The organism is Snodgrassella sp. W6238H11 (assembly GCF_016100525.1).
Lineage (GTDB): Bacteria > Pseudomonadota > Gammaproteobacteria > Burkholderiales > Neisseriaceae > Snodgrassella > Snodgrassella alvi.
Genome location: NZ_JACFSH010000001.1, coordinates 711,257 through 729,497 on the forward strand (window position 1 = coordinate 711,257; position 18,241 = coordinate 729,497).

Sequence of the window (18,241 nt, forward strand, 5' to 3'; positions counted from 1 at the left end):
CGTAGAGCCGACTTTCTGATCTGATTACATCTTGAATAACAAAGATGTTAGATCAAGTATGAGACAATACACATAGTTATTGTGTATTGTTAATCATTTTTTCAACTGCTTTAGGTGTAATTTCCATAATCTTAGCAATTGTTTTTAAATCGACACCCTTATCAAGCAGTGCATTGGCAAGGGCCTTTGCTTGTATTTGAGCCAGTTTCTCAGCTTCCTTAGCTAATTTAGCTTTTTCTTGGGCAGATTTTGTTTTATCTCTCTCCAAAGCTAGTTTTTCTCTAGCAATCTTCTTCTCTTCTTTCCTAATCTGCTCAACCACCTGATAAGTCGGGATATAGGTAAGACTTTTCTCTAAATCATCCATAATGCCCATGCTTCTGAAACTTTCATAGGCTTCTGTGCTGATGATAAGATGATCAACGAGTGCAATATTAAGTATACGGCCTACCTGGATAAGACGATCAGTGATATCTAAATCTGCATTGGAAGGAGCTAAGCGTCCAGTCGGATGATTGTGAATAGCAATAACACGTGACGCATTTTTCATAACGGCTACACGATATACATTCATAGGCTCTATATTAACGGCCTTTACTGAACCTAAAGCAATTAATTCGATATAGAGGATATACCCTGCTTCGTTCATACCGATAATCCAGAAATGCTCTTTTTCTTTGTCTATCTTATTTTCACGAAGAAGTACGCGTTGCATGATGCTGAATACATCATCTGAACCTTCTATATAACGCTTATCGTTTTTGCCAAGTTTAATATCCATACATCGATTATAGTTAAGAGCATTAACCTAAAATATAACATAGTTTACTCATTATTATAAGTAAACAGCATTTGCTAAACCAATGATATATTGTTTGTATTTTTGCATATTAATTGATTAATTTAATGAGTTGTGAAGAAATAAATCTGTTGTCTGGATAGGCTGCTCAACCAAGCCGAGTTTGATTTTCTTGCACTAAATTACTCAGAAAATCAACTACTACTCTTATCCTTCCGGAGTTAGTAAGGTCGGAGTGGATGACTAGCCAAATGGGTTGATTACAATCAATATTGTTGCGAACACAAATCAGATTTTTGGTTAAAGCAATAAAATTCGGTAAGACACCCATTCCGATACCTGCTTCAACTGCACTGATATGTGCAGACATGCTGCTGACTGTCAGACAACAGGTTTTGCTACGGCTGTTTTTTTCTATCCACTTTGCTGCCGGCAAGTTCTGGTGTGTTTCCGGCCAGCCAATGAAATCAGCGTTTTTTAACATTGTTTCTTCTTTGTTTAGCGGTTTGCGCTGCAAATAGCTTTCAGAAGCATACAAACCAAAACCAAGCTCGCCTAAACGGCGGATGGTTACTTTACCCTGCTCCGGGCGAACCAGACGCAAGGCCATATCAGCGTCTCTTCTTTGCAGATTGATAGTTGATACTCCGGTAACCAGTTCTAGAGTTAAATCAGGGTGTGCTGAATAGAGCTTGGGTAAAGCCGGAATAATAAGATGATCAGCCAGCCCCTGAGCCGTAGCCAAACGCACGTGCCCGCTGACACCGGCATTGACACCGGTAGCCATGGCATCAAACGCGTGCCCGGCCTGTTCCAGTATTTCTGCCTGCGAAACCAGTATTCTGCCTTCATCTGTTAGCTTATACCCTTGCTGATCGCGGATAAATAACCGATATCCCAGTACCTCTTCCATACGTTCAAGACGACGGTAAGTTGTAGCAATGCCAAGTTTTAATGTCTTTGCAGCACCACTCAATGTGCCTTCACGTACGATTGCCAGAAATACTTTAGTATCATCCCAGCATAGTTTTTTGTTCATATTTGATTTCCGATTCTGGAAAACCAGTTACCAGATTTAGCCATATATCTGTCTATTTTCGCAGAGTATACTGAATTAACGCTGATTTCACCAAGCTGAAAACTATGTTTAAAAGCAGATTTATAACAACTCAATACCATCTGTTTTCAGCCGGCTGTGAACAATTGCCGACCTTTTTAGGTTTGTATATCAGGCCGAACTCTATCTGTTTGAAAAATTGATTGCAAAAGAGGAAATGATTTAGTGAATAATTTAGAAAATAAGACACAATGGCGTAACTGGATGGCTGTTTGCATGCTTGCAATAGCGTCATTTATTGTGGTGAGTACCGAGCTGGCACCGATTGGTATGTTATCCGCTATAGCCTCATCTATGGGACAAAACAGCGGTACTACCGGTTTGGTTGTTACTCTGTATGCATGGCTAGGAGCTGTTTCTGCTCTTGTTTCAGTTACCACATTCAGCCATCTGCCTCGTAAACCAGTAGTAATTGTATTAATGTTGCTGATGGCTGCATCGAATGGTATTGCGGCTATGAGTGAGCATTTTTCTGTACTTTTAATCGCTCGTCTGGCCGGTGCAGCTGCTCATGGTGCATTCTGGGCGATGGCGGGCACTATGGGGGCGCAACTGGTATCAGACAAATATACCGGCAGAGCCACAGCAATTATTTTCAGCGGTGTTTCGATAGCCAGTATACTCGGTGTTCCCTTTATTAACTGGATTAGCAGCACTATTGGCTGGCGTTTATCATTTTTGTTACTGGGCGTATTAGCCATAATAACCGCAATTATTCTGGCTTTTACCCTGCCGGCTGTATCCGGTACTTCCCGAATGGGGCGAAAACAATTTTCAGCAATTCTTCAGATTAAGCAGTTACGCCAAGTTTATCTGATTGCTACTGCTGCCATCATCGCCCATTTTGCCGCTTTTACCTATATTGAAGTATTTATGGCCGAAGAAATGGCTATTTCTGCCAACTGGATTGCTGTTTGTCTGTTTGTATTCGGCATAGCCGGTGTAGCTGGTAATCTGTTATGTGGTCTGTTTATAGACAGATATCTGAAAAGTATACTTGGTGCAGGCTTAGTGCTGATTTGTGGCAGTCTGATTCTGCTGAGCGCAGTCTTGTCACATAATCCAATCATGCTGATGGTATTGGTGTTTGCGTGGGGTTTGGGTGTAGCCATATTATTTGTTGGTATTCAGGCATGGGTAATCCGGCTGGCAGGAAACGATAACGCTTTACCCGCCTCTGCTATTTATGCAGCTATTTTTAATGGAGCCGTAGGCATTGGGGCGATTATCGGAGCGGGAATTATTGATTTCGGCAATATAAAAATGCTTTATTTAATTGCCTCTTTGATCACTTTATTCAGTTTGTTGCAGTTACTAATCAGCAAAACGATGCATAAGCCGGTGCAGTAAAACCAATATATTTCACTTATACATTTTTATATCTAATACCACCAATTCAGAAGAATTTAAGCTGTAGCCAATTTGTCTGATTTAAAAGAAATATAAACTCAAATCAAAGGCCGCTGAAATAAGCGGCCTTATGCACATATTTCAGAATTAATCCTGAAATTTTTTCTTGATTGAATCTACTGCACCATCTATGGCATTAGCCACATCATGCACAGCTTCTTTCACGCCGCCAACGGCCTTATCAACCATTCCTTCAGACTGGGTTTTAGTATCCCCCACTACTTTACCCACATTCTGTTTTACTTCGCCTTTGGCTTTATCTACAAATCCGTTATCGCTCATAACCATCTCCATTCTGTATGTCTACTGCATGCAACAGTATTCAATTAAACACAAGTAAATTCTTATCCTTCAATAATTTATCTTAGAGAGACAATTAACGGTAAGCAATGGAAAATGCCAATATTTGCAGCTAATTACATATAAAAATAATTAATTGGTAAATCATACAGTTAATTAACTCAATATCAATTTATTTACAATTTTCTTTATCTAAAAATAAAAATTTATCTAATTAAATATAGCTGGAGATAATTATGAATTTTATGATATTAAGTTTAATTTTTGTTATTATTAGTTAAATTGTAAATTAATAAATTTGTTCCTTTTTCGACAAGGTTAAGAATTTCAATATATTTAATTACTACCAGACTATGTTACGAACAGCATACAGATTAATTGCTTAGCTATAAATAAACAGGAATAGTAATGGAAGAAAAAGATATTGATGAAAAAATCAAAATATTAGAAAAAATTACCCGTAATAATAGTAGTAAAAAAAATTATGTTAAGACTCAGTTAATTTTAGGTTCTTTATATTTATCAAAAAAAGATTTTGTTAAGTCTGAACAATGTTATCTTAATATTTCTGAACAAGATGCACCAGAAATTTATGTTCATGCAAAATTTCAGCTAGGTAAACTTTATAGTAAAAATATAAAAAATTATATTAAAGCAAAAGAAAGCTTTCTAGCTGCATCCGAAATGGCTACTTACTCTAATAGTTTTCCGCACCATTATATTTGTGCCCAGATTATTTTGGAATTAATACAAAACAAATCCAGTCTTTTATCTAATCAGAAAGAAATTGAAAAGCTTAATGAAACATTATTAGATAAAATCAAACATATATATTTTTTAACTATTGGTATAAAATATAATTTATTGGTTTTAAATCAATTTCAATATATTGAACAAGAACGTCGTGTCGCTCATTATACAAAGCCGGCTGTATTATTTAATTTACTTAAAGGAGAAAATCCCAGTAAATTCCGGCTTAATATTGTAGATTTTATGAATGACCCCAGTGAAAATCAGGTATTAACCAGCTGGCTGAATATCAGCAATCATCCAGATAATGAAATCAAAAGCTTTTTAGCCAGTTTTTCCTTTAATCATAATTGTCTAAATCAATTTCGATTATACGGTAATGAAGATAATATTATCGGTTCCGGTGTCAGTATTGCTTTTAATAAAGATTTTTTTGGTCTGGATACTGAACGCAGTATCAATAACGAAATAATCTCATCACATAGCATTAAATCAATTAACCCATTCGAAAATAAACAAATTAAATTTGAAAGTAATAATAATCTTCATCCTTTGCCTTTATACCGTTGCCTGTATTTTGATCCGGAAACAGGGTATATGGCGTTAGCCAAACGCAATAAACAATCCTTTTATCTGGAATACAAAAATGAAAAAACACCAGAAGCCATTGATAGTGAGTGGGATGAATATATTAACTCATTAAATGAACCTAAAAAAATTCGTCGTATTCGTAACCATTTAGAAAAAATAAAAGGATTGATTGCAGAACTTTTGGATAATCCCGAGTTAAAAAAAATCTCCAATCTGGATGAACTGCTCAGTCTGGCGGTTTTACCCATTTCCTGCCTGATAAAGCATGCTGCTTTTGAAGATGAAGATGAGTGCCGGATGATTTATATTACTCATATCGCAGATGATAATATTGTTGAACCACAAGATTATCAGTCTACTAACAGTTTGTATATCGAATATACGCATGTAGAAGAATATATTGATAATATTTATCTGGGTCCGCAATGCAAGATACAGCATAAAATATGGTTGCAAAATCATTTTAAAAAGAAACGGCGTGAAAGAGAAATCAAGCTGATTAAATCTGAAATGCCGCTGCGCTGATTCAGCGTTAAAACAGCAGGATTAATTAAAATATCAGCTTTACTGCTATTGCTAAACTGGCAGTTTGGTTATCCCATGTATAATCTGCCTGTATCAGAAATTTAACCGACTAAATACCGACCGGAAATATCCGTTCGGTATTTCTTTGGCGGTGTTAAAAGAGTGCCGGATTATGCAGGAACATAAACAGTTAATTGCCGCAGAATATTCAGCCGGGAGTGATGCACACCAGCTCCGGCAAAATGCTAAACCGAAAAGAACTTTATCCGTAGCGCCGATGCTGGACTGGACAGACAGGCATTACCGCTATATGGCCAGACTGATTAGCAGAAATGCGTGGCTGTATACGGAAATGATTAATGCTAATGCAATCATCCATGGCAACAGTGACAGATTACTGGCCTATCATCCGCAGGAGCATCCTGTTGCTTTACAGCTGGGCGGCAGTGAACCAGCGGTTCTGGCACAGGCTGCTAAAATTGCTGCCGGTTATGAATATGATGAAATTAATCTTAACTGCGGCTGCCCCAGCCCGCGGGTACAGCAAGGCGCTTTTGGTGCCTGTCTGATGCGTGAAGTTGAACTGGTAGCACGATGCTTAAATGCTATGCAGGAAGCGGTGAATATTCCGGTTACGATTAAGCATCGCATCGGTCTGGATAAGGAAACGGCTTATCAGCCTCTGGCTGATTTTGTCGGTACGCTACGTGAAAAAACCGCCTGTCGTATTTTTGTTGTTCATGCACGCAATGCATGGCTGGAAGGGTTATCGCCGAAAGATAACCGTGATATTCCGCCTTTACGTTATGATTATGTTTATCGTCTGAAACAGGAATTTCCTGATCTGGAAATTATTCTTAATGGCGGGGTTACTGATAATGCACAAATTCACCGGCATTTGCAGCATGTTGACGGGGTAATGGTCGGACGTGAGGCTTATCATAATCCGATGCTGATGCGCAGCTGGGATGCTGAATTTTACTCCAGTCACCAGCCGGCTGTTGAATATGAAGATCTAGTTAATCAGTTACTTGACTACGCTCGCCGGCAGCTGGCTAATCCGGATATTTCATTGCGCCATATGGCTCGGCACTATCTGGGGCTGATGCATGGTTTACCCGGTGCGCGCCAGTGGCGGAGGATGCTGTCTGATGCTTCGTTATTAAAAAATAACGATGTCAGCCTGATTGTGGAAGCATGGCAGGCGGTAAAAGATGGTGCCGCAAGCCAGTCTGAGTTGATTTAAGTTACAATTAGGTCGTTTTTATTTGGATAAATCCGCATGCAACAGTATCTTGACTTAATGCAACACGTTTTAGACCGGGGCACAGATAAAGCAGACCGTACCGGTACGGGTACGCGCTCGGTTTTTGGCTATCAGATGCGTTTTAATCTGGCTGATGGCTTTCCTGTGCTGACTACTAAAAAGCTGCATTTACGTTCAATTATTTATGAGTTACTCTGGTTTCTGCGCGGCGATACTAATATCGGCTATTTGCATGAACATAATGTTTCTATCTGGGATGAATGGGCAGATGCTGATGGTAATCTGGGTCCGGTATACGGCTATCAGTGGCGCAGCTGGCCGGCACCGGATGGCCGCCATATCGACCAGATCAGTAATCTGCTGCAACAGATTAAGCACAATCCCGACAGCCGCCGCCTGATTGTTTCTGCATGGAATCCGGCACTGGTAGATGAGATGGCTTTACCGCCCTGCCATGCTCTGTTTCAGTTTTATGTGGTTGAAGGCAAGCTTTCCTGTCAGCTTTATCAGCGCAGTGCTGATATTTTTCTGGGTGTGCCTTTTAATATTGCCAGCTATGCTCTGCTTACGATGATGATTGCTCAGGTATGTGATTTAGAGCCGGGGGAATTTATTCATACGCTGGGTGATGCTCATTTATATAGTAATCATTTTGAACAGGCTAAACTGCAGTTAAGCCGCACACCGAAAAAACTGCCGCAAATGCATCTGAATCCTGATGTAAAAGATCTGTTTTCTTTTCAGTTTGAAGATTTTACGCTTACTGATTATCATCCGGATGCCCACATTAAAGCACCTGTAGCTATATGAATACTCTGAATAAAATTACGCTGATTGCCGCTCTTTCGGATAATAACTGTATTGGCGAAAATAATCGTATTCCTTGGCATGTGCCCGAAGATTTTGAATTTTTTAAAAGTTACACTATGGGCAAGCCGGTTGTTATGGGACGTAAAACGTGGGAGTCGCTGCCCAGAAAACCGCTTCCAGGCCGCGCCAATTATGTTATCAGCCGGCAGGATGCACAGACATTCAGCGGAGCAATTTTGTGTCACAGTGTTGAAGATGCGCTCAGACAATTAGCCGGTTGCCCTGAAATTATTATTATGGGCGGGGCACAAATTTATACTCAGGCGATACCTCTGGCTACCGATTTGCGGTTAACCAGAATTCATGTTGATGTTGCCGGAGATACTTTTTTTCCGGCAATTGACACGGATATCTGGCAGCAAACTGAAAGCAGCAGTCATGTAAGCAGTAAAAATAATATTGCTTATGATTTACAGCATTATGTACGCCGGTCTGGTGTTGAGTAAGTTTTATTGCGCAAGCCAGTTTGTATTCAGTCCGATTGCTCTGAAATCAGAGACTGCAATGCAGACTGGCTGATTGATAATGCTGTAAATTTTCTCAGTCATATTTTCTAAGATTTACGTTTTTGCTAAATTGTCGGGAAAATGTTGGTTTTCTGCGTTTATGCAGGAGCTATATTTGTCTGCTATTTACTGCATATAATTAGCATAGATAATCTTTGACAGTTCCCTGCCAATCCCCCACAATAAGTCTGCACATTGTTAATCAAATTAAACATCAGAAGGATGCAGTCATGAGTAAAGTAACTCTGCAAGGTACCGCTGTTGAAGTCAGTGGTCAGTTTCCAAAAACAGGCAGTACAGCACCAGCTTTTACGCTGACTGATGCCGGTTTAAATGAATTATCGCTTACCGATTTTGCCGGTAAACGTAAAGTACTGAATATTTTCCCTAGTGTAGATACGGGTGTTTGTGCTGCATCTGTACGCCATTTTAATGCAGCTGCGGCCAATCTTTCTAATACTGTTGTATTGTGTATTTCTGCCGATTTGCCATTTGCGCAGGCTCGCTTTTGTGGTGCAGAGGGGCTGGATCAGGTAAAAACTCTGTCAACATTCCGTCATCCTGAATTTAAGGAAAACTACGGGGTTAAACTGAGCAACGGTGCTTTAGCTGGCTTATGTGCCCGTGCGGTTATTGTGCTGGATGAAAATAATCAGGTTTTATACAGTCAGTTAGTGGCTGAAATTACGACAGAGCCGGATTATGAGCAGGCATTAGCCGCTCTTTAAAATGGCTTTTTCATACAAGCGTTCAGATATCTGAACGCTTTTTTTCTTTCGGGCTATGTCGTTGCGCTGGCAGCTTTGCTAAAATCTACTGATAAAGATATTTAACTAGAATAACAGGAAATCACATCAATGAACCCACAAAAACTGACTACCGATATACAACGCCCGAAATTAACTCCTCCCAACGGGGAAAATAAAGTATTGCTTCATTCTTGCTGTGCACCCTGCTCTGGTGAGGTTATGGAGGCAATGCTGGCCTCTGGTATTGATTATACGATTTACTTCTATAATCCTAATATTCACCCGAAAAAAGAATATGAAATCCGTAAGGATGAAAACAAGGCATTTGCGGAAAAATTCAATATTCCTTTTATTGATGCTGATTATGATATGGACAACTGGTTTGAACGCGCTAAAGGGATGGAGTTTGAACCGGAACGCGGCATTCGCTGTACTATGTGTTTTGATATGCGCTTTGAACGCACAGCATTGTACGCATATGAAAACGGTTTTTCGGTTATTACTAGCTCATTAGGGATTTCCCGCTGGAAAAATATGCAGCAAATAAACGATTGCGGCAAACGTGCGGCAGAAAAATATCCTAATCTTGTTTACTGGGATTATAACTGGCGTAAAGGCGGCGGTAGTCAGCGTATGATTGAGATTAGTAAGCGTGAGCAGTTTTATCAGCAGGAATACTGTGGCTGTGCTTATTCTTTACGTGACAGCAATGCCTGGCGGCGTGAGCATGGCAGAGAAAGCATTAAAATTGGTACGAAATTTTATGGTACTGAAGAAAAGGCTTAAGTATTTTTGCTAATCATTGGTTGTATTTTGAGTCACTTCATCAGTATTACTCTCTAAAAGCGGATTCAGACTTGAATCCGTTTTTATATGGGAAAGTGGAAAGTGTTCAGGTTAAATTTTTCAGGAATGGCTTTATTTTCATTCAAGCTGATATTGAAATTTTTTGGTTGAACATTATGTAAAACTCGATAAATTTGTACTCAGTTTATACCAACCATACGTAATATAGCTGCACAAGGAAACTAATGCAGTAACGAGAAGGATAAACATGAATCAATGGATTTTTCTTTCCATCGCTATACTGGCTGAGATATTTGCAACCAGTATGCTTAAGCTGAGTAATGGTTTTACCCGGCTGATGCCCAGTATTTGCTCTGTTCTGGGCTATATTATTTCGTTTTATTCGCTTGCACAAACTCTGAAAACTATGCCTGTAGGCATTGCTTATGCAGTGTGGTCCGGTGTGGGCATTGTTTGTGTGTCAGTCATAGCCTGGATCAAATTCGGACAAAAGCTGGATATGCCGGCAATTATTGGCATCGGTCTGATACTGGCGGGTGTTATTGTGATTAATCTGTTTTCCAAATCGATGACTCATTAGCAAAAAAACCGTGGAAATCCACGGTTTTTTTGCTAATGAAGTATGACTGTATTATTCTGCTGATGCAGATTTCGGTTCATGCTGCAAGCTTACTGCACGAGCAGGCACAATTGTGGAAATCGCATGTTTGTATACCATTTGTGTTACTGAAGTATTACGCAAAAGTACAACATACTGGTCAAATGATTCCACCTGACCCTGTAGTTTAATACCGTTTACCAGATAAATTGAAACTGGCACATACTCTTTTCGCAGTGCATTCAAGAAAGGATCTTGTAACATTTGTCCTTTGGCGCTCATTTGGCTACTCCTGTTTTTTTGATTATGTTATCGCTTAGCTGCACCTGCGTACAGCGATTTAGAAAGCAGTGTCAATGCTATCACATTAATGGGCATTTGTTTTCTTTGAACTGACTTTATTTTTACGCTTTACCTGCTTTTTCGATTGTTTTATCTGTTCACGCTTGGCAATTCGGTTACTTAGTTTGACACGACGCAATGGCTGCGCTGGTTTGCTGTCATTTTCCTGATATGGATTCTCGTTTACATTATATTGAATACGTAAAGGTGTCCCCTGTAAATGAAATGCTTTGCGAAATGTTTGTGTCAGATATCGGGTATAAGCATCACTGATATGCTGTAACGCATTACCATGTATGACTATAACTGGCGGATTCATGCCGCCCTGATGGGCATAACGCATTTTGGGGCGAATTAAGCCGGCGCGCGGAGGCTGCTGTCGTTCCAGCGCACTTTGTAATACGCGGGTAATTTTCGGAGTAGGCAGTTTAATCATTGCAGCATCATAGGCGGCCTGAATTGAGCTGAAGAGCCCGTCAATTCCTTTTTCTTTCAATGCCGAAATATAATGAAATTTGGCAAAATCAAGAAAATACAGTTTACGTGCTATATCACGTTTAACCTGTTGCTTGCGCTCTTCGGTTATTCCGTCCCATTTATTTACTGCAACAACTAAAGCACGCCCAGCTTCCAATGCAAAGCCGGCAATAGTTGCATCCTGATCGGCTATATCTTGTTGTGCATCAAGTACCAGTACAGCTACGTTAGCCGCTTCGATAGCCTGCATTGCTTTAATAACGGAAAACTTCTCGATGGCGTCATCTACTTTGCCACGACGACGTACTCCGGCAGTATCAATAATGGTAAAAGGGTTGCCGTTGCGTTCGAAATCAATGTGAATTGAGTCACGTGTGGTACCGGCCATGTCAAAAGCAATAACCCGCTCCTCACCCAGAATTGCGTTAACCAAAGTTGATTTGCCGACATTCGGCCGACCAATAACTGCAAAAACCGGATGATGACTGTTTACCGGTTCCTCTTCTTCGGGAAAGTCTTCCAGTACGGTTTCTATCAGCCCGTACACGCCGTCACCATGCGCCCCTGATATAACGATAGGCTCTCCCAGACTTAATTCATAAAACTCTGCTGCCAGAATCGGTCTGTTAGCGCCCTCACCTTTATTCACTGCCAGATATACAGGCCTGGAACTCTGGCGCAAATGGTTGGCGATAATCTTATCCTGTGGCGTCAGACCGGTACGTCCGTCTACCAGAAAGATAACTGCATCCGCCTCATCTACGGCTTGCAGAGTATGGCGAGCCATTTCATATAAGATACCGCTATCTACTACTGGCTCAAAACCACCGGTATCAACAACCAGATAAGGTTTACTTCCCACTCTGCCATGCCCGTAATGCCGGTCGCGGGTTAGGCCGGGTAAATCGGCAACCAGTGCATCACGTGTACGAGTCAGGCGGTTAAATAATGTTGATTTGCCTACATTCGGGCGACCAACCAGAACAATCGTTGGTTTCATATTCATTCTTTCAGATAATTTCTATTGCTTTAAAACAGCAATAGCCTGCCAGCGGCAAGCTTTTCAGTACAACTGATAAACCTGAAATTCCTGCCAGTTTTTCCGGCCGGAATTTCAGGTTTTATTAAGCATTGATTAACTCAAACTGCTTATTTTCATTTGGATGACTTCGCGTTGTACTGAATCTTTTGATAATAAATTCAAAGCTTGCTGGTAGGCAGCAACGGCTTCAGTATTTTTCTTTTGCGCCTGTAAAACATCACCTTTGGTTTCAAGCAGAACCGGCTTTAATTCATTGGTTACTTTTACATCCAGCGCCTGTAATGCTTCATTGTATTTACCTTGCTGTAAATATACGGTAGCCAGCCGCTGCGCAACGATTGTTTGCAATAAGTCATCATGCTGTCTGGCTTTAACCCATTGCAAATGGCGGATGGCTTCATCATATTTACCATCATCAAATGCTGAACCGGCCATCATCAGTGTAGCCTGAGTTGCATTCATGGTATCAGGATATTTTTCCTGTAATTGTACAAGTGCTTTTTTACTTTCAGTTAAATTATTGGCACTAGCCTGAGAAATAAATGTATCAAATACTTCTGCTGCTTTTTCATTATTACTGCGTAAATGACTTTGATACAACACATAACCCAGATATGCCAATGACAATATAACCAGTATAGCAAAAATCCAGCGTCCCCAGCGTTGCCAGAAATATTTGAAATTTGCAACTTCCTGTTCATCCTGAATATGTACAACCATTATGCTTTCTTCCATTGTTGGATTAACTGTAAAGCTGCTTCGGCAGCAACAGTCTGTTGTTCATGAGTACTCAAATTCTTAAGCGTTAGTGTATTGTTAAATTGCTCTTCCTGAGCAACGATTACTGCTATTGCAGCACCACTGGCATCAGCTTTTTTCAACTGGGCTTTCAGACTCTGATCACCACAGTGTAAATAAACATTCAAACCTGCTGCACGTAATAATGCGGCATGCTGCAAGGCAATCAGACTGCTTCCTTCTCCCTGATGCATGATATATACATCAGGCGCATTGTTAATATGCAGTTTGCCAAATTCCTGTACAAGCAGTAATAGACGTTCAATACCCAATGCAAAGCCAATAGCCGGCGCTGGTTTACCGCCAAGCTCCTCAATCAGCCCGTTGTAACGACCGCCACCACATACAGTTGCCTGTGCGCCAAGTTTAGTTGTCGTCCATTCAAATACGGTCAGATTATAGTAGTCCAGACCACGAACCAGACGCGGATTTTCTACATATGTGATACCCAGCCCGTCCAGCATATTTTTTAAAGTATTATAGTGTGCAAGTGATTCTGCGCCCAGATAATCTATAAGACGTGGCGCAGCATTCGCCATTGCCTGTAAATCGGGATTTTTGGTATCCAGCACACGTAACGGATTAGTATGCATACGACGCCGGCTATCCTCATCCAGAATGGCTTCATGCTGTTGTAAATAAGCAATTAGTGCAGTACGGTGAGCAGTACGTTCCTGCTGATTACCCAGAGTATTTAATTCAAGTGTAAGGTATTCCCGAATACCCAGCCGTTCCCAGAGATTCGCAGTCATGGCAATCAGCTCGGCATCTGCATCAGGGCCGTTAAATCCTAATGCCTCAACACCAACCTGATGGAACTGACGATACCGCCCTTTTTGTGGGCGCTCCCGTCGGAACATCGGTCCCATATACCATAATTTTTGCGGACTATTATAAAGTAAGTTGTGCTCAACAACTGCACGCAGACAAGAGGCTGTACCTTCCGGCCGCAGGCTCAGGCTCAGCTTGTCGTTGGAATCGGCAAATGTATACATTTCTTTGCCCACAACATCGGTTTCTTCACCTATTGAACGTACAAACAAACCAGTTTGCTCAACAACTGGTGTACGAATCTGGTTGTAACCAAAACTGCGTGTCCATGCGACCACTACATCTTCAAACGCCTGCCAGAGTGCAGATGTCAGTTTAAAATCTTTCTGCTCTACTGGCAGTAAATCATTCATGCCCTTAACGGCCTGGATTTTCTGACCCATATTAATTAATTTGTATATCCCTATTAAACTATATTAGCTGCTGACAGCTATAACAGTATATTTATCTTATAAAGCCGTAATCGGAATCACTTTCGCTGTTTCCCGCTTTTTACCCTGCTCACCATAATTGGTCTGAATATATTCTTCTACTAAGGCCAGAAACTCTTCAGCCATATGTTCGCCTTTTAAGGTAGTTTTGCGCTCGCCATCCACATATACAGGAGCAACAGGTGTTTCACCCGTACCGGGCAAAGATATGCCAATGTCGGCGAGTTTACTTTCACCAGGCCCGTTAACAACACAACCCATAACCGCTACATTGAGATTTTCAACGCCCGGATATTGCAGCCGCCATACAGGCATTTTTTCACGCAAATACTGCTGAATATCCCGCGCCAGTTCCTGAAACACGGTACTGGTTGTACGTCCGCATCCGGGACATGCTGTTACCAGCGGCGTAAAAGAACGCAATCCCATGGTTTGCAGGATTTCCTGAGCAACCACTACTTCCTGTGTCCGTGCACTTCCCGGCTCAGGAGTAAGCGATACTCTAATGGTATCACCTATACCCTGTTGCAATAAAATAGCCAAAGCCGCAGTAGACGCTACGATACCTTTACTCCCCATTCCTGCTTCGGTTAAACCAAGATGCAGCGGATACATACAACGGGAAGCAAGGTTATGATAAACCTCTATTAAATCCTGTACATTAGATACTTTACAAGACAATATAATCCGGTCAGCCGGTAAACCAAGACTTTCTGCCTTTTGCGCAGATTCCAGTGCAGAAACAATCAATGCTTCTTTCATAACTGATTCTGCAGGCTGAGGAGTTGCTAAAGCCAGATTATTGTCCATCATGCGCTTAGCAAGAGCCTGATCCAGCGAGCCCCAGTTTACTCCGATGCGAACAGCTTTATTGTGCTCTGCTGCTGTATGAATCATGAAAGCAAATTTTTCATCGCCCTTCACACCTTTACCCACATTACCCGGGTTAATCCGGTATTTTGAAAGTGCTGTTGCACAATCCGGATAATCTTTAAGCAGGCGATCGCCATTAAAATGAAAATCACCAACTAAGGGGACATTACAGCCCATGTCATTCAGACGCTGGCGAATTTCAGATACTCTGGCCGCCGCCTGAGGTGAGTTAACTGTAATTCGAACCAGTTCGGAACCGGCCTCTGCCAGTGCTTTTACCTGAATGGCTGTTTGTTCCGCATCAGCAGTATCAGTGTTAGTCATAGACTGTACTCTGACGGGTGCTTCAGATCCGATAACTACATGATCAATTTTTACCTGATGGGTTTTCCTTCGTACTCCAGCCAAGGTCATTTCAATTTCCACCTACCGTCATTGCTGCGGTTCTTTTCTTGTTTTGTTCAATAGCGATATCTTTGCCGGCAAACCGGATACTGGCACCAGGGGTATAACCAAGTATTACTTTGTACGGAGCAGCCCCGCTAAACTGATGTGTACTACCGGCATCTACAACCTGACTGATGAGCACCTTGCCATTTTTATCACTTACCTGCAACCAGCTTCTGTTTTCAAGTTTTATTACCAGTGTATCTGAAGCTGATACAGCAGGCTGAGAAACCTGTGTATCTGTAGTATTGCTTGTACCAGCAGACTGACTGGCTGCAGTAACTTCGGTAACAGGCTGGGAACCGGTGTGTTCATTGTCCGTCATCGGTACAACACGAATATTGCTGGCAGCGATATCACTAATAGAAGCTGTTTGCACAGATACTTCCTGACCGGCTGTAGCAGTTTGTCTGGCATTTTCAGAAGTAGATTTAGTCTGCCATGCATATACCACTGCACTAATTAAAATTACTACCAATACAACAATCAGCCAGCGTGGAAAATGACGACGCTGCGGCTTACCTTTAAAATCAAGATCCGCAGAAACGACTTTATTACTGTCTGAAGTTGACAAATGACTGGCAGCAGGAAAAATCTGCTGAAAATATTGCTTCAGTTCTTTTTCATCTACTTCGAGCAAACGAGCATATGAGCTTAAAAAGCCTTTGATGAATACAGCTTCTGGCAAACCTTTATAGCTACCGCTTTCCATTGCCTCAATTTGCCGTGCCGGCAGTTTTAAACGTTCGGCAACTTCACCTACAGACAGTCCTTTCTGTTTTCGTGCCTGTGAAAGTAATGTTCCCAGAGTAACTGCTGCATTTGGGCCGGACTCGGGATTTTTGGTTTGCTCATTCATTAGAATTTTCCTGTAGAAACCTGCTCTAACTCAGCAGAATAAGGGAAATTATTACGCAGTTGTGCTTCATATTCGTAAGCGGCCTGCATATTACCCAAAGATCTAGCAATTCTCCACCCCAATAATAAATCATCAGCAGATAAGTTATTTATCTGACTCTGATACTGCTTAAACAGATAATTGGCATCCGAAGCATTACCTGCCAGCAAATTATTACGTGCCATTTCTTTCTTTGCAGCAATAAAATTCGGATTAGCTGCCAAAGATCGTTCAAAATAGCTGTTGGCCAGCTGATACTGCCCCATTCGACTACTGCAAATACCTTTATTGAACTGGGCAATTTCCGGTGTAGGATAAGTCGGATCAGCCAAAGCCTTATCAAAATAAGCTAATGATGCATTCGGCTTTTTCAAAACATCACACACAAACCAGCCATAGTTATTATTTACTTCCGCACTATCTGAAGCTAATGACAAAGCACGCTGAAAACTCTCTTCTGCTTTTGCCGGTTCTTTTAAATACTGCCATATCTGAGCTCGTATCAACCATGCATCAAGTGAACTACTATTATTTTTTATCGCTTCATCAATCGCTTCAACAGCCTGACGGTAATTTTGATTTTTCAAATACTCTACCGCCAGCTGAGTTTTAATCTGTGCAACCTCTCTGGCTCGCTGTGCCGCTGTCGGTTTTTTGTTCATAGTCTCAGTAGCACAGGCTGATAATACCAGTGCACATAATAGAGCTAACCCCAATTTTTTCATCGAATCATCCCTGTACAAGTTGCCACTTTTGTTGTCGCTGCGTTTTGTCTTTTACTTTTCCCGCAAGCTGACCACATGCTGCATCAATATCATCACCACGGGTTTTTCTGACTGTTACTACAAAACCTGCTTCCTGCAAAATTTCACGAAATACACGGATACGTTCATTTGTTGAACGATCAAACCCCGAATTGGTAAACGGATTAAACGGTATCAGATTAAATTTACACGGCACATCTTTAACCAGAGCGATTAATTCACGCGCATGTTCGGGAGCATCATTAATGCCTTTCAGCATAATATACTCAAAGGTAATAAAATCACGCGGTGCTTTTACCAAGTAACGCTGACATGCAGCCATTAACTGGTTAAGCGGATATTTCTTATTCAATGGAATGAGTTTATCACGCACCTGATCGTTGGAAGCATGCAGTGAAATAGCTAATGCTACAGGCATAACTTCTTTCAGGCGATCCATCTGGGGTACCATACCAGAGGTCGACACAGTTACACGACGACGTGATAAACCATAGCCATGGTCATCCAGCATGATACTTAATGCTGTCACCACATTATCAAAATTGGCTAATGGCTCGCCCATTCCCATCATAACCACATTGGAAATTACTCTTTCATCCTTAGGTGTAACACCAAGGGCTTTGTTAGCCCACCATAACTGCCCGATAATCTCTGCAGTGGTGAGATTGCGGTTAAAACCCTGTCTGCCGGTAGAGCAAAACATGCATTCCAATGCACAGCCTATTTGCGAAGAAATACATAACGTACCCCGGGTATCTTCAGGAATAAAAACCGTTTCCACACCATTACCAGTACCAACATCAAGCAACCATTTGCATGTACCATCAGCTGACTTTTGCTCAATCAGTAAATCCGGTACTTTCACTTCAGCATTATCCAGTAATTTATGACGCAAAGATTTAGCCAGATCAGTCATGTCTGTAAAATCGGCTATCCCGCCTAAGTGCATCCAGCGCATCACTTGTCTGGCACGAAAAGGCTTCTCTCCCATCTGAGCAAAATGGGCAGTTAAACCGGGTAAGTCAAAATTTAGCAAATTGGTTTTCATC

Annotated in this window: 19 protein-coding genes; 8 read left to right on the top strand and 11 right to left on the bottom strand. The window is 41.3% G+C overall.

The features are described 5' to 3' along the window. Positions 1–76 precede the first annotated feature (76 nt). The gene (locus H3V00_RS03175; RefSeq protein WP_198206432.1) at positions 77–781 is read right to left on the bottom strand and encodes a JAB domain-containing protein; all 705 of its coding nucleotides are present in this window, start codon (positions 779–781) and stop codon (positions 77–79) included. 166 nt (positions 782–947) lie between these two features. After that, on the bottom strand, positions 948–1,838 hold the full coding sequence (locus tag H3V00_RS03180; protein ID WP_198206430.1) for a LysR family transcriptional regulator: 891 nt from the start codon (positions 1,836–1,838) through the stop codon (positions 948–950). 243 nt (positions 1,839–2,081) lie between these two features. Between H3V00_RS03180 and H3V00_RS03185 the strand changes: the two genes are divergently transcribed. Next, positions 2,082–3,266 (top strand): MFS transporter, encoded by a 1,185-nt coding sequence (locus tag H3V00_RS03185; RefSeq protein WP_198206428.1) that lies wholly within the window; start codon positions 2,082–2,084, stop codon positions 3,264–3,266. Positions 3,267–3,413: 147 nt separating this feature from the next. Here the strand turns inward: H3V00_RS03185 and H3V00_RS03190 are convergent, their stop codons facing one another. Beyond that, complete coding sequence (locus tag H3V00_RS03190) at positions 3,414–3,608, bottom strand: CsbD family protein (RefSeq protein WP_025330793.1); 195 nt, start codon at positions 3,606–3,608, stop codon at positions 3,414–3,416. A gap of 426 nt (positions 3,609–4,034) precedes the next feature. Here H3V00_RS03190 and H3V00_RS03195 point away from each other — a divergent pair, with 426 nt between their 5' ends. The 7 genes from H3V00_RS03195 to H3V00_RS03225 all read left to right on the top strand — a co-directional run bounded on the left by H3V00_RS03195 (position 4,035) and on the right by H3V00_RS03225 (position 10,271). Beyond that, on the top strand, positions 4,035–5,492 hold the full coding sequence (locus tag H3V00_RS03195; protein WP_198206426.1) for a lipopolysaccharide assembly protein LapB: 1,458 nt from the start codon (positions 4,035–4,037) through the stop codon (positions 5,490–5,492). Between the two features lie 172 nt (positions 5,493–5,664). Beyond that, positions 5,665–6,738 (top strand): tRNA dihydrouridine(20/20a) synthase DusA, encoded by a 1,074-nt coding sequence (gene dusA, locus H3V00_RS03200; RefSeq protein WP_198206423.1) that lies wholly within the window; start codon positions 5,665–5,667, stop codon positions 6,736–6,738. A 36-nt stretch (positions 6,739–6,774) separates the two neighbouring features. Further along, on the top strand, positions 6,775–7,569 hold the full coding sequence (locus H3V00_RS03205) for a thymidylate synthase (RefSeq protein ID WP_198206421.1): 795 nt from the start codon (positions 6,775–6,777) through the stop codon (positions 7,567–7,569). Between the two features lie 5 nt (positions 7,570–7,574). Continuing rightward, positions 7,575–8,075, top strand: a complete 501-nt coding sequence (locus H3V00_RS03210) for a dihydrofolate reductase (RefSeq protein WP_198206739.1) — start codon at positions 7,575–7,577, stop codon at positions 8,073–8,075. A 290-nt stretch (positions 8,076–8,365) separates the two neighbouring features. Then, positions 8,366–8,863, top strand: coding sequence for a thiol peroxidase (gene tpx, locus H3V00_RS03215; protein ID WP_198206420.1), 498 nt, complete (start codon positions 8,366–8,368; stop codon positions 8,861–8,863). Positions 8,864–8,992: 129 nt separating this feature from the next. Beyond that, on the top strand, positions 8,993–9,670 hold the full coding sequence (locus tag H3V00_RS03220) for an epoxyqueuosine reductase QueH (RefSeq protein WP_025330799.1): 678 nt from the start codon (positions 8,993–8,995) through the stop codon (positions 9,668–9,670). Positions 9,671–9,938: 268 nt separating this feature from the next. Then, positions 9,939–10,271 carry an SMR family transporter gene (locus H3V00_RS03225; protein ID WP_037476230.1) on the top strand — a complete coding sequence of 111 codons (333 nt, stop codon included), beginning with the start codon at positions 9,939–9,941 and terminating at the stop codon, positions 10,269–10,271. A gap of 51 nt (positions 10,272–10,322) precedes the next feature. Here H3V00_RS03225 and hfq read toward each other — a convergent pair whose 3' ends face one another. The 8 genes from hfq to rlmN all read right to left on the bottom strand — a co-directional run bounded on the left by hfq (position 10,323) and on the right by rlmN (position 18,240). Next, positions 10,323–10,571: an RNA chaperone Hfq gene (gene hfq / locus H3V00_RS03230; protein ID WP_037395054.1), complete on the bottom strand. Its 249-nt coding sequence runs from the start codon at positions 10,569–10,571 to the stop codon at positions 10,323–10,325. An 85-nt stretch (positions 10,572–10,656) separates the two neighbouring features. Next, on the bottom strand, positions 10,657–12,108 hold the full coding sequence (gene der / locus H3V00_RS03235) for a ribosome biogenesis GTPase Der (protein ID WP_198206419.1): 1,452 nt from the start codon (positions 12,106–12,108) through the stop codon (positions 10,657–10,659). 135 nt (positions 12,109–12,243) lie between these two features. Further along, positions 12,244–12,870, bottom strand: a complete 627-nt coding sequence (locus tag H3V00_RS03240) for a tetratricopeptide repeat protein (RefSeq protein ID WP_041879496.1) — start codon at positions 12,868–12,870, stop codon at positions 12,244–12,246. Continuing rightward, the gene (hisS, locus tag H3V00_RS03245; RefSeq protein WP_198206418.1) at positions 12,870–14,162 is read right to left on the bottom strand and encodes a histidine--tRNA ligase; all 1,293 of its coding nucleotides are present in this window, start codon (positions 14,160–14,162) and stop codon (positions 12,870–12,872) included. The genes H3V00_RS03240 and hisS overlap by 1 nt, the downstream gene beginning before the upstream one ends. Positions 14,163–14,228: 66 nt before the next feature. Continuing rightward, on the bottom strand, positions 14,229–15,497 hold the full coding sequence (gene ispG, locus H3V00_RS03250) for a flavodoxin-dependent (E)-4-hydroxy-3-methylbut-2-enyl-diphosphate synthase (RefSeq protein WP_198206417.1): 1,269 nt from the start codon (positions 15,495–15,497) through the stop codon (positions 14,229–14,231). A gap of 1 nt (position 15,498) precedes the next feature. Next, on the bottom strand, positions 15,499–16,389 hold the full coding sequence (locus H3V00_RS03255) for a RodZ domain-containing protein (protein ID WP_198206416.1): 891 nt from the start codon (positions 16,387–16,389) through the stop codon (positions 15,499–15,501). Next, positions 16,389–17,153, bottom strand: a complete 765-nt coding sequence (gene pilW, locus H3V00_RS03260; RefSeq protein ID WP_037395066.1) for a type IV pilus biogenesis/stability protein PilW — start codon at positions 17,151–17,153, stop codon at positions 16,389–16,391. The genes H3V00_RS03255 and pilW overlap by 1 nt, the downstream gene beginning before the upstream one ends. A 4-nt stretch (positions 17,154–17,157) precedes the next feature. Next, positions 17,158–18,240, bottom strand: a complete 1,083-nt coding sequence (gene rlmN, locus H3V00_RS03265; RefSeq protein WP_198206415.1) for a 23S rRNA (adenine(2503)-C(2))-methyltransferase RlmN — start codon at positions 18,238–18,240, stop codon at positions 17,158–17,160. Position 18,241: the final 1 nt, after the last annotated feature.

What these genes read in the sequence shown, in the direction of transcription:
- pilW (WP_037395066.1), bottom strand. Translation starts at nt 17,153, where the DNA reads ATGAAAAAATTGGGGTTAGCTCTATTATGTGCACTGGTATTATCAGCC.
- hisS (WP_198206418.1), bottom strand. Translation starts at nt 14,162, where the DNA reads ATGGGTCAGAAAATCCAGGCCGTTAAGGGCATGAATGATTTACTGCCA.
- tpx (WP_198206420.1), top strand. Translation starts at nt 8,366, where the DNA reads ATGAGTAAAGTAACTCTGCAAGGTACCGCTGTTGAAGTCAGTGGTCAG.
- H3V00_RS03190 (WP_025330793.1), bottom strand. Translation starts at nt 3,608, where the DNA reads ATGAGCGATAACGGATTTGTAGATAAAGCCAAAGGCGAAGTAAAACAG.
- dusA (WP_198206423.1), top strand. Translation starts at nt 5,665, where the DNA reads ATGCAGGAACATAAACAGTTAATTGCCGCAGAATATTCAGCCGGGAGT.
- rlmN (WP_198206415.1), bottom strand. Translation starts at nt 18,240, where the DNA reads ATGAAAACCAATTTGCTAAATTTTGACTTACCCGGTTTAACTGCCCAT.
- ispG (WP_198206417.1), bottom strand. Translation starts at nt 15,497, where the DNA reads ATGACCTTGGCTGGAGTACGAAGGAAAACCCATCAGGTAAAAATTGAT.
- H3V00_RS03225 (WP_037476230.1), top strand. Translation starts at nt 9,939, where the DNA reads ATGAATCAATGGATTTTTCTTTCCATCGCTATACTGGCTGAGATATTT.
- H3V00_RS03205 (WP_198206421.1), top strand. Translation starts at nt 6,775, where the DNA reads ATGCAACAGTATCTTGACTTAATGCAACACGTTTTAGACCGGGGCACA.
- H3V00_RS03255 (WP_198206416.1), bottom strand. Translation starts at nt 16,389, where the DNA reads ATGAATGAGCAAACCAAAAATCCCGAGTCCGGCCCAAATGCAGCAGTT.
- hfq (WP_037395054.1), bottom strand. Translation starts at nt 10,571, where the DNA reads ATGAGCGCCAAAGGACAAATGTTACAAGATCCTTTCTTGAATGCACTG.
- H3V00_RS03175 (WP_198206432.1), bottom strand. Translation starts at nt 781, where the DNA reads ATGGATATTAAACTTGGCAAAAACGATAAGCGTTATATAGAAGGTTCA.
- H3V00_RS03220 (WP_025330799.1), top strand. Translation starts at nt 8,993, where the DNA reads ATGAACCCACAAAAACTGACTACCGATATACAACGCCCGAAATTAACT.
- H3V00_RS03240 (WP_041879496.1), bottom strand. Translation starts at nt 12,870, where the DNA reads ATGGTTGTACATATTCAGGATGAACAGGAAGTTGCAAATTTCAAATAT.
- H3V00_RS03195 (WP_198206426.1), top strand. Translation starts at nt 4,035, where the DNA reads ATGGAAGAAAAAGATATTGATGAAAAAATCAAAATATTAGAAAAAATT.
- H3V00_RS03180 (WP_198206430.1), bottom strand. Translation starts at nt 1,838, where the DNA reads ATGAACAAAAAACTATGCTGGGATGATACTAAAGTATTTCTGGCAATC.
- der (WP_198206419.1), bottom strand. Translation starts at nt 12,108, where the DNA reads ATGAAACCAACGATTGTTCTGGTTGGTCGCCCGAATGTAGGCAAATCA.